Source organism: Thalassobius vesicularis, from assembly GCF_004799325.1.
In the GTDB taxonomy this organism is placed as follows: domain Bacteria; phylum Pseudomonadota; class Alphaproteobacteria; order Rhodobacterales; family Rhodobacteraceae; genus Thalassobius; species Thalassobius vesicularis.
Genome location: NZ_SSMD01000007.1, coordinates 79,011 through 89,257, shown reverse-complemented (window position 1 = coordinate 89,257; position 10,247 = coordinate 79,011). Strand labels below are relative to the sequence as shown.

General features: G+C 66.1%; 12 protein-coding genes. 8 read left to right on the top strand and 4 right to left on the bottom strand.

Annotated elements, in window-relative coordinates:
* Positions 1 to 8 precede the first annotated feature (8 nt).
* A complete protein-coding gene (gene putA, locus E7681_RS14460) occupies positions 9 to 3,515 on the bottom strand; it encodes a bifunctional proline dehydrogenase/L-glutamate gamma-semialdehyde dehydrogenase PutA (protein WP_246032496.1) in 3,507 nt (1,168 codons plus the stop codon).
* Positions 3,516 to 3,616: 101 nt separating this feature from the next.
* Between putA and E7681_RS14455 the strand changes: the two genes are divergently transcribed.
* Positions 3,617 to 4,102: an Lrp/AsnC family transcriptional regulator gene (locus E7681_RS14455; RefSeq protein WP_246032495.1), complete on the top strand. Its 486-nt coding sequence runs from the start codon at positions 3,617 to 3,619 to the stop codon at positions 4,100 to 4,102.
* On the opposite strand, the gene E7681_RS14450 is transcribed toward E7681_RS14455, so the two are convergent.
* Both E7681_RS14450 and E7681_RS14445 read right to left on the bottom strand, forming a co-directional pair.
* On the bottom strand, positions 4,099 to 5,304 hold the full coding sequence (locus E7681_RS14450; protein WP_136340024.1) for an MFS transporter: 1,206 nt from the start codon (positions 5,302 to 5,304) through the stop codon (positions 4,099 to 4,101). The genes E7681_RS14455 and E7681_RS14450 overlap by 4 nt on opposite strands.
* A 17-nt stretch (positions 5,305 to 5,321) precedes the next feature.
* Positions 5,322 to 5,561 carry an Lrp/AsnC ligand binding domain-containing protein gene (locus E7681_RS14445; RefSeq protein WP_136340023.1) on the bottom strand — a complete coding sequence of 80 codons (240 nt, stop codon included), beginning with the start codon at positions 5,559 to 5,561 and terminating at the stop codon, positions 5,322 to 5,324.
* A gap of 126 nt (positions 5,562 to 5,687) precedes the next feature.
* On the opposite strand from E7681_RS14445, the gene hisB reads away from it, so the two are divergent.
* Both hisB and hisH read left to right on the top strand, forming a co-directional pair.
* On the top strand, positions 5,688 to 6,275 hold the full coding sequence (gene hisB / locus E7681_RS14440) for an imidazoleglycerol-phosphate dehydratase HisB (RefSeq protein WP_136340022.1): 588 nt from the start codon (positions 5,688 to 5,690) through the stop codon (positions 6,273 to 6,275).
* A gap of 34 nt (positions 6,276 to 6,309) precedes the next feature.
* Complete coding sequence (hisH, locus tag E7681_RS14435) at positions 6,310 to 6,948, top strand: imidazole glycerol phosphate synthase subunit HisH (protein ID WP_136340021.1); 639 nt, start codon at positions 6,310 to 6,312, stop codon at positions 6,946 to 6,948.
* A 135-nt stretch (positions 6,949 to 7,083) separates the two neighbouring features.
* On the opposite strand, the gene E7681_RS14430 is transcribed toward hisH, so the two are convergent.
* Positions 7,084 to 7,467, bottom strand: coding sequence for a DUF2147 domain-containing protein (locus E7681_RS14430; protein WP_136340020.1), 384 nt, complete (start codon positions 7,465 to 7,467; stop codon positions 7,084 to 7,086).
* A 144-nt stretch (positions 7,468 to 7,611) separates the two neighbouring features.
* Here E7681_RS14430 and hisA point away from each other — a divergent pair, with 144 nt between their 5' ends.
* The 5 genes from hisA to E7681_RS14405 all read left to right on the top strand — a co-directional run bounded on the left by hisA (position 7,612) and on the right by E7681_RS14405 (position 10,229).
* The gene (gene hisA, locus E7681_RS14425; RefSeq protein WP_136340019.1) at positions 7,612 to 8,334 is read left to right on the top strand and encodes a 1-(5-phosphoribosyl)-5-[(5-phosphoribosylamino)methylideneamino]imidazole-4-carboxamide isomerase; all 723 of its coding nucleotides are present in this window, start codon (positions 7,612 to 7,614) and stop codon (positions 8,332 to 8,334) included.
* A gap of 133 nt (positions 8,335 to 8,467) precedes the next feature.
* On the top strand, positions 8,468 to 8,815 hold the full coding sequence (locus E7681_RS14420) for a hypothetical protein (RefSeq protein ID WP_136340018.1): 348 nt from the start codon (positions 8,468 to 8,470) through the stop codon (positions 8,813 to 8,815).
* Positions 8,816 to 8,878: 63 nt separating this feature from the next.
* Positions 8,879 to 9,640 (top strand): imidazole glycerol phosphate synthase subunit HisF, encoded by a 762-nt coding sequence (gene hisF / locus E7681_RS14415; RefSeq protein WP_136340017.1) that lies wholly within the window; start codon positions 8,879 to 8,881, stop codon positions 9,638 to 9,640.
* Positions 9,637 to 9,945, top strand: coding sequence for a phosphoribosyl-ATP diphosphatase (locus E7681_RS14410; RefSeq protein ID WP_136340016.1), 309 nt, complete (start codon positions 9,637 to 9,639; stop codon positions 9,943 to 9,945). Before hisF ends, E7681_RS14410 begins: the two co-directional genes overlap by 4 nt.
* Positions 9,942 to 10,229, top strand: coding sequence for a Dabb family protein (locus E7681_RS14405; RefSeq protein WP_136340015.1), 288 nt, complete (start codon positions 9,942 to 9,944; stop codon positions 10,227 to 10,229). Before E7681_RS14410 ends, E7681_RS14405 begins: the two co-directional genes overlap by 4 nt.
* Positions 10,230 to 10,247 lie beyond the last annotated feature (18 nt).

Below are 10,247 nucleotides of genomic sequence, written 5' to 3'. Positions count from 1 at the left end.
CCCAAGAATCAGGCGGTTGCGGCCAGAAGTTGTGCGTTGCCACCGGCGGCTGTGGTGTCGATGCAGATGTGCCGCTCCAACCGGCAGCGTTGCGCCAGTCCTGCCCCCGAGGACAGCCCCACCAGAGCGCCGTCGCGCAGGGACAGCGCGCGCCGGGTGGCGGCCAGATCCTCGTCATCGGCCCAGAGGGCGACCAGGGCGATATGCTCCAGATGCTCCAGCGCGCCGCGCGGCAGCACCCCGTCCAACCCCAGCGCCGGCGGCACGCCCGGCGCGATGGCCAGAGCGGGACAGCCGTTGTCGCGGGCGATGCGGACCTGCTCGATCGCGTCCTCGGCGGTGGGGCCAAGGCACAGAACGGTGCCGCGACCGCTGACCGTCAGGCGATTCGATTCGCCGGTCGGGCCGGGCAGATCGGTGGCCGAAAGACGTTCGGTCGGTTGCTTGGCCAGCGTTTCCAGCGCGGCCTGAACCTGCGCCACCTTGACCGCCTTGCCGGGCACGAAGGGATGCGCGATGCGCGGCGACCGGGTGAAGCGCGGCAGGTAGGCCGGGCCGCCCGCCTTGGGGCCGGTGCCAGAAAGCCCTTCTCCACCAAAGGGTTGCGAGCCGACGATAGCGCCGATCTGGTTGCGGTTGACGTAAAGGTTGCCGACGCGGATACGGCTGGAGACCTGCTCGACTCGGCTGTCGATGCGGGTGTGCAGGCCAAAGGTCAGCCCGTAGCCGGTGGCGTTGACGGCATCCACCACGGCGTCGATCTGGTGCGCCTTGAAGGTGGCGACATGCAGGACCGGGCCGAAGATTTCCCGCTCCATCTCGGCGATGCCAGAGACGCGGATCACGGTCGGCGCGATGAAGTGGCCGGTGTCAGGGGCGGTCAACTCTTTCAGCACGGCGCCACGTTCGCGAGCCTGCGCAATGTAGGCAGCGAAATCGGCCTGCGCGCGGGCATCGATGACGGGGCCGACATCGGTGGTGTGATGCCACGGATCGCCCAGAACCAGCTGATCCATCGCGCCGTACAGCATGGTCAGCAGGCTGTCGGCGATATCCTCTTGCACATAGAGACACCGCAAGGCCGAGCACCGCTGCCCCGCCGACTGGAAGGCCGAGGCCACGATGTCGCGCACGGCCTGTTCGGGCAGCGCGGTGGAATCGACGATCATGGCGTTCAGCCCGCCGGTTTCCGCGATCAGCACCGCATCGGCCGGCGTGCCCGTCGCCATCGTGCGCTGGATGCGCTGCGCCGTGGCGGTCGAGCCGGTGAAACAGACGCCATTGACCTGCGGGCTGCCAGTCAGGACGGGGCCAAGAGCCCCGCCCTGCCCCGGCAACAGCTGCAGAGCCGCAAAGGGAACTCCGGCTTCGTGCAGCAGCTGGGTGGCGCGATGAGCGATCAGACTGGTGGATTCCGCAGGCTTGGCCAGCACGCCATTGCCCGAGGCAAGCGCCGCCGCGATCTGGCCGGTGAAGATCGCCAGAGGGAAGTTCCAGGGCGAAATGCAGGTGAACACGCCGCGCGCCTGGTTGGTCAGATGATGGGCCTGGGCCGCGTAATAGCGCAGGAAATCAACCGCTTCGCGCAGCTCGGCAATGGCGTCATTCGGGGTCTTGCCGGCCTCGCGGGCCAGCAGGGCGAACAGCTCTCCGAAATGCGCCTCGTAGAGGTCGGCAGCGGCGTTCAGGATCGCGGCACGTTCGGTCACGGGCGCGCTCCATACGGTGGCGTCCTGCAACGCGCGGGCGGCGTGATCGGGCGTCGCCTCGGTGATCTGGCCGACGGTGTCGGCGGGAGCGGCGGGGTTGACCACGACCCGTACCGGGCCATCGGTTGCGGGCGTCACGGTCAGCGGCGCGGCCTGCCATTGCGCGGTCTGGAAGGGGGTGCGCGCGGCCTCGATCGCGGCGAGGTCTGTCAGATCATGCAGATCCCAGCCCTGCGCATTGCCCCGTTCCGGCGCGTACAGAGCGGCCGGAGGAACCACGCCCTTCGGTGCCGTATGGGTGACGGCATCCAGCGCCTCGAACGGGTCGGCGACGACCACGGCGGGGGGCACATCCGTGTCCACGATCTGGTTCACGAAGGACGAGTTCGCGCCGTTTTCCAGCAGGCGACGCACCAGGTAGGCCAGCAGATCGCGATGCGCGCCGACGGGTGCATAGATCCGGCAGCGGGTGCCCTGATCGGCGTGCACGATGTCGTGCAGCGCTTCTCCCATCCCATGAAGACGTTGGAATTCAAAGGGTTGACCGTCCGAGAGTTCGAGGATCGTGGCGACGGTATGGGCGTTGTGCGTGGCGAATTGCGGGTAGATGCGGTCGGTCATGCCCAGCAGTTTCGTGGCGCAGCACAGATAGGCCACGTCGGTCGCCTGCTTGCGGGTGTAGACCGGAAAGCCGTCCAGACCCTGCACCTGAGCGCGCTTGATCTCGGTGTCCCAATAGGCGCCTTTGACCAGACGGACCATGATTTTGCGGTCCAGACGGGCGGCCAAGGCGTAAAGCCAGTCGATGGCGTATGGTGCGCGCTTGCCGTAGGCCTGCACGACCACGCCGAAGCCGTCCCAACCGGCCAGGCGGGGATCGGCCAGAACGGATTCGATCACGTCCAGCGACAGGTCCAGGCGGTCGGCCTCCTCGGCGTCGATGTTCAGGCCCATCCCGGCCTCTTTGGCGGCCAGCGCCAGCGCCAGCGTGGCGGCGGTCAACTCGCTCATGACGCGGGCGTGCTGGCCGACCTCATAGCGCGGATGCAGGGCCGACAGCTTGATCGAGATGCCGGGGTTGTCGCGAATGTCGTCCGAGCGCGCCTCGGCGGCCAGACGGCGGATCGCGGCCAGATAGGCGGCGTGGTACTTGACGGCGTCACGGGCGGTCAGCGCGGCCTCGCCCAGCATGTCGTAGGAAAAGGTGAAGCCCTGACGCGCGCGCGGGGCGCCACGTTTGATCGCCTCGTCAATGTCCTGCCCCAGCACGAATTGCGCGCCCAGCTCTTTCATGGCGCGGGCGACGGCGGTGCGGATGACAGGCTCGCCCACCCGTTTGATCGCGCCGTGCAGCGTGGCGGCCAGACCCGGAGTTTCGTCTTCTTTCAACACCTTACCGGTCAGCATCAACGCCCAGGTGGACGCGTTCACCAGCGAGGAGGACGAGCGCCCCAAATGGGTGCCCCATTCCGACGGCGCGATCTTGTCCTCGATCAACTCATCGATGGTGGCGCGGTCAGGCACGCGCAGCAGCGCCTCGGCCAGACACATCAGCGCGATGCCTTCCTTGGTGGACAGGCCGTATTCGGACAGGAACACCTCCATCAGGCCCGGATTGCGAGCCGAGCGGATTCGTTTCACCAGATCGACCGCGCGGGCAAAACCGGCGTCGCGCAGCGCCTCGTCCGGCGCGTGGGCACGGCGCAGCGCCTCTAGCAGGGCGGTTTCGGGCAGGTGGTGGGCCTCGCGCATCTGGGTGCGCAGATCGGTCAGGGCGGTGGTGCGGATCGGGGTCATGTCAGTCATGTCGCGCTCGGTTGTTGATGGGGTCATAATACCAGATGCGCGACAGTCAGATTTCCTGTAGAGATGCCGAATGCAGGCAATCCGCCCGAAGATTCCGAAACATGCAGGACCATGACATGCATCACCCCGACCTGAACGACGATCTGGACCGTATCGATCTGCGCATCCTCGAGGTGCTTTCGGGCGACGGCCGCATCGCCGTGACCGAGCTTGCCAAAAAGGTCGGCCTGTCCAAAAGCCCGTGCCAGGTGCGCCTGAAACGGCTGCAGGACGAGGGCTATATCCAGGGCTTCCGCGCCATCCTGAACGCCGCGAAACTGGGGTTGGAACATGTCGCCTTTGCCGAGGTCAAGCTGACCGACACCACCGAAAAGGCGCTGTCGGCCTTCAACAAGGCGGTCTTGCAGGTGCCGGAAATCGAGCAATGCCACATGATCGCGGGCTCGTTCGACTACCTGCTGAAAATCCGCACACGGGATATCCAAAGCTATCGGCGGGTGCTGGGCGAGGTGATCTCGACCCTGCCCTACGTGGGTTCGACTTCGACCCATGTGTCGATGCAATCGGTCAAGGACGAGGCGTTCTAGCGTTTCGGAAGGCGGCGCGACAACGGCAGCAGGGCAAGCACGGTCAGCGCGGCAAAGCCTGCGCCGGCCAGAAAGGTGCCTTGCGGGCCGATATATTGCCAGAGCGCGCCAGCGATGACGCTGGCGGCCAGCAGGGCCAGGCCGGTGATCAGGTTCATCATGCCAAAGGCAGTGCCGCGCAACTCGGCCGGGACGGCATCGGCGACGATGGCCGACAGCAGCCCCTGCGTGAAGCCCATGTGCAGCCCCCACAGCGCGACGCCCAGCCCGGCCCCGGCCAGGCCGGGGATCAGCGCCAGCGCCAGGTCGGCGGCGATCAGCAGGGCCATGCCCGCGCCCAGAATCGCGGCACGGCTGAGCCGGTCTGACAGCACCCCCATCGGGTAGGCGCTGAGCGCGTAGACCAAGTTCATCGCCACAAGCACCAGCGGCACCCACATCACCGGCAGGCCGCCGCTTTGGGCGCGCAGGATCAGGAATGCCTCGCTGAAGCGGGCCAGCGACATCAGGGCAGCGGTGGCGACCAGGCCCCAGTAGAGCGCGCCCAGCTGCGCCAGCTCGGCCCGGCTGAGCGGGTTGCGGACGGCGCGGCGGGCGGGCTGCACGGGCTCGTGCACGGCGAACAGGATCAGCGCCAAAGCGGCAAAGGCGGGGATGGTGGCGACCCAGAACACATGGCGGAAATTGTCGGCAAACAGCCACATCAGCGCGATGGCCAGCAGCGGGCCGAGGAAGGCACCGAACGTGTCCAGCGACTGGCGCAAGCCGAAGGCGGCGCCGCGCATGTCCGGCGGGGTGATGTCGGCGATCAGCGCGTCACGGGGGGCGCCGCGGATGCCCTTGCCCACGCGGTCGATAAACCGCGCGCCGACCAGCCAGCCAATCGTGGGGGCCAGCGGGAAGACGGGTTTGGTCAGCGCAGCCAGACCGTAGCCAAGTGCGGCCAGCCGTTTACGCTGTCCCAGCCGGTCGGACAGCGCGCCCGAGAACACCTTGGTGATGGCGGCAGTGGCCTCGGCGATGCCCTCGATCACGCCGACGGCAAGGGTGGACGCCCCCAGCCCGACCGTCAGATAGACCGGCAGCAGCGCGTGGATCATTTCCGAGGAGATGTCCATCAGCATGGACACCAGACCCAGCGCCCAGATCCCCGGCGGCAATTTGCGCCACAGGCTGCGGGACGGGTCGGCGGGGCTGGCCATATTGGCCTCCGATTGGATCAGAACGCCTTGAAGGTCAGCGTGGTCAGCGAGCGTTCAATCCCCGGAATATCCAGCAGATGGTCGTTGATGAACTTGCCCACGTCCTGATCGCTGGGGATGTAGAGTTTCATCAGCAGATCGTAATCGCCCGAGGTCGAATACAGCTCGGAATGGATTTCGCGCAGGGTGATGTCCTCGGCCACGCGATAGGTGGTGCCGGGTTTGCAACGGATCTGGACGAAAACGCAGGTGGTCATGGGGGGCCTCGTATTCCTTGGTTGCGGCCAAGCTGTCACAGGCGGTCGGGGCGCGCAAGGCGCATCAGGCTTGGACAATGACGCGGGCGCGGCCTATAAGGCGCGCGAACCCTATCGGAGAGCGACATGCGCACAGCTTTGATCAGCCGCAAGACGGCAGAGACCGAGATCACGGTGAAGGTGAACCTGGACGGCACCGGGACCTATGACAACCAGACCGGCGTGGGCTTTTTCGATCACATGCTGGACCAGTTGGCGCGGCACTCGCTGATCGATTTCGAGATCCGGGCGAAGGGCGATTACCACATCGACGACCACCACACGGTCGAAGATACCGGCATCGCGCTGGGTCAGGCGCTGGCGCAGGCCCTGGGCGACAAGAAGGGCATCCGGCGCTACGGCGAATGCCACCTGCCGATGGACGATGCGCAGGTGCGGTGCGCGCTGGACCTGTCGGGCCGGCCCTACCTGGTGTGGAATGTCGAGTTCAAGGCGCCCAAGATCGGTACCTTCGACACCGAGCTGGTGCGCGAGTTTTTCCAGGCGCTGAGCACCCACGGCGGCATCACCCTGCACGTCGATCAGCTGCACGGCTTCAACGCCCACCACGTCGCCGAGGCGGCCTTCAAGGCCGTGGCACGTGCGCTGCGCGAGGCGGTCGAAACCGACCCGCGCAAGGCGGATGCGATCCCCTCGACCAAGGGCGCGCTGTAATCCGGCGGCGCCGGAGCAAACAGGAACAGGCAAGATGACCACTGTTATTGTCGATTATGAATCGGGCAACCTGCACTCGGCCGAGAAAGCGTTCCAGCGCATGGCGGGCGAGGTCGGCGCGGGCGAGGTCATCGTGACCTCGGACCCCGAGGCGATCCGCCGCGCGGACCGTATCGTGCTGCCCGGCGACGGGGCATTCCCGGCCTGCCGCGAGGCGCTGTTCGACCATCGCGGCGTGTACGAGGCGATGGAAGAGGTGGTGATCCGTCAGGGCAACCCGTTCCTGGGCATCTGCATCGGCATGCAGATGATGGCCTCGCGCGGGTTGGAGTACCAGGAGACCCCCGGTTTCGACTGGATCGGCGGCGAAGTGGCCAAGATCACCCCGGCGGACGCGCATCTGAAGGTGCCGCATATGGGCTGGAACGATCTGGTGATCGACCACGCGCACCCGGTATTCGACGGGATCGAAAGCGGCCAGCACGCTTATTTCGTGCACTCGTACCATTTCCGGGTGGCCGATCCGGCGCACCGGCTGGCGCATGTGGATTACGCGGGCGACATCACGGCGATGGTCGGGCGCGACAACCTGCTGGGGATGCAGTTCCACCCCGAGAAAAGCCAGAAGACCGGGTTGCACCTGATCGCCAACTTCCTGCGCTGGAAGCCATAACGGGTTGGGGGCGCTGCCCCCGCCGCCCTGCGGGCGACTCCCCCGGGATATTTGGAAAAAGAAGAAGGAAAGCGCGGCGCGCGATTCGGGCCCCGGGGTGCTGATGCGCCCCGAGGCTTTGAGATCAGGCGCGCGTTACTTGACGCGGTTCCAGGTCTGCTTTTTGCAGAACGGGCCGATACAGCCCTTTACGAACAGCGTGTCGCCGTCCAGGTCCATCTTGGAGCTGTAGATCTTGTCGGTCGACGGCTGCCAGATCTTGCCGTTGCGATAGGCCTTGCCGCCCGACGGCTCCATATCCCAGACCAGCTGTTTGCCGATATTGGGCGACTTGTATTCCCCGCCCGAGTTGAAGGTGCGGCTGATCACACCGCAAATCTTGGCCCCGCAGGGCGCGATGTTGACATAGGCATAGGCGCCGTCATCGACCTGTGTCTTCCAGACGCCCTTGACCGGGTCGGCCATCGCGACAGAGGCCATGGAGAGTGCGGCCACAGCGGCCAGAGCAAGAATTTTCATTGGAATCCTCCCAGTGTTTGGAACGATCCTGCGCCGGGCAGGCGATTCCGTTCAAGTCCGACCTGAGGGAAACAGGGCGAAAGTTGCAATTCCCCGCCCATCATGCAAAAGGGCGGCGAGCACAGATACGGAAAGGCCCGACCGATGATCCTCTACCCCGCGATCGACCTGAAGGATGGCAACGCCGTGCGCCTGTACAAGGGCGACATGGGCAAGGCCACGGTCTTCAACGAAAACCCCGCCGCGCAGGCGATGGAGTTCGTCAAGGCGGGCTGCGAATGGCTGCACCTGGTCGACCTGAACGGCGCCTTCGCGGGCGAGCCGGTCAACGCCAAACCGGTCGAGGAAATCCTGGCCCAGACCAAGGTGCCCGCACAGCTGGGCGGCGGCATCCGCGACATGGCCACGATTGAACGCTGGCTATCGAAGGGGCTGCAGCGCGTCATCCTGGGCACCGTCGCCGTGGAAAACCCCGATCTGGTGCGCGAAGCCTGCCGCGCCTTCCCCGGCCATGTCGCCGTAGGGATCGACGCCCGTAACGGCATGGTCGCCACCAAGGGCTGGGCCGAGGAAACCAACGTCACCGCCACCGACCTGGCCAAGTCATTCGAGGACGCCGGCGTCGCGGCCATCATCTACACCGACATCAACCGCGACGGCGCAATGCAAGGCCCGAACGTGGCCGAAACCGCCGCACTGGCCAACGCCGTGTCAATCCCGGTGATCGCCTCGGGTGGCGTCTCCTCGCTCGATGACCTGCACGCCCTGAAGTCCTGCGGCGCCCCGCTCAACGGCGCCATCTCGGGCCGCGCGCTCTACGATGGCGCGATCGACCTGAAACAGGCGCTGGACCTGCTCAAGGCCTGATCTTCTTCTTTTTCCAAATATCCCGGGGGGTCCGGGGGGCTGCCCCCCCGGCCCTTCCTGCCTGCGAGGCGCAACCGGGTTTGACTTTGACCCACTGCCGCCCATACTGCCCCTGCGCAAACCGGAGGCGTCCATGCTGAACGACATCCTGCTGGCCTTTTTCTTCGGCATGCCCGCCATCGTCGCCGTGCTGCACGCACCGAATATGCGCGCTCCTTTGGCACGCGGATTGCTGCGCTGGGGCGGCTTGGCCGCAGTGGTCTGCGCCACCCTGACCATCCTTCCGATGCTGGCCTGCGACGGCACGATCTACGACAGCTACGCGAACTGCACCGGCGGCGCGTCCCTCACCAACCTGTTCAACACGGCACAGCCCGCAATCCTGGCCCTGGCCAAAATCTACATCCTCGCGGGCCTGCCCCTGGCGATCCTAGCCTTCGTGATCGAATGGCTGGCCCCGAAGCCGCGCCAAACCCCCTGATCGGGCATGGACGCCGCCCGGCTTTCTTGGCATAGAGGCGGCACCATCGCAGAAGGCCCCACCATGCTGAAAACCCGCATCATCCCCTGCCTGGACGTGGCTGACGGCCGCGTGGTGAAGGGCGTGAACTTCGTCGACCTGATCGACGCCGGCGACCCCGTCGAATCCGCAAAGGCCTATGACGCCGCTGGCGCGGACGAGATCTGCTTTCTCGACATCCACGCCACCCATGAAAACCGCGGCACCATGTTCGACGTGGTCAGCCGCACGGCCGAGCAATGCTACGTCCCCCTGACCGTAGGCGGCGGCGTCCGCACCGCGCAGGACGTGCGCAACCTGCTGCTGGCGGGGGCCGACAAAGTGTCGTTCAACTCGGCCGCCGTGGCCAACCCGGACGTGGTGGCCGAGGCCGCCGACCAGTTCGGCAGCCAGTGCATCGTCGTGGCGATCGACGCGAAAACCGTCTCGCCCGGCAAGTGGGAGATTTTCACCCATGGCGGCCGCAAATCCACCGGCATCGACGCCGTGGAATTCGCCCGCACCGTCGCCGCCAAGGGCGCCGGGGAAATCCTGCTGACCTCGATGGACCGCGACGGCACCCGCGCGGGCTTCAACCTGCCGCTGACCCGCGCGATCAGCGACGCGGTCGACATCCCCGTCATCGCCTCGGGCGGCGTGGGCAACCTAGATCACCTGGTCGAAGGCGTGACCGAAGGCGGCGCCAGCGCCGTTCTGGCCGCCTCGATCTTTCACTTCGGCATTTACACCATCCGCGAAGCCAAGGAACACATGGCTGCCGCGGGCATCCCGATGAGGATCGAATGACACTCGACGATCTGGCGGCGGTCATCGCCGAACGCGCCAAAGCCGACCCCGAAAGCAGCTGGACAGCCAAACTGCTGGCCAAAGGCCCGGAAAAATGCGCCGAAAAATTCGGTGAAGAGGCCGTCGAGGCCATCATCGAAGCGGTGAAGAACGACAAGGCCCGCCTCACCTCCGAAGCGGCTGACGTACTGTTCCACCTGCTGGTCATGCTGCAATCGCGTGGCGTAGCCCTGTCGGACGTGATGGCGGAGCTGGCGCGCCGACAAGGCACCTCGGGCATCGCGGAAAAAGCCGCCCGCAAATGATCCGCCACGTGGTCTTTTTCTCGGTCAAACGCCCCGAGGACACCGAGCGCGCCCGCGATGGGCTGATGCTGCTGGCGGGCATCCCGTATTCCTCGCATTTCGAGGTCGGACGCAACCTGAACACCGACCCGATCCCCGGCCCCCGCGTCGACCTGATCGTCTATGGCGAGTTCCCCGATGAGGCCGCGCTGGCGGCGTTCAAGGCGCATCCGCTTTATGAGCAATCCATCCAGATCGTCCGCCCCTTGCGGGACCAGCGCGTGGCCGCCGATTTCCTATGCTGATCCGCGGCGCGTCTGGAT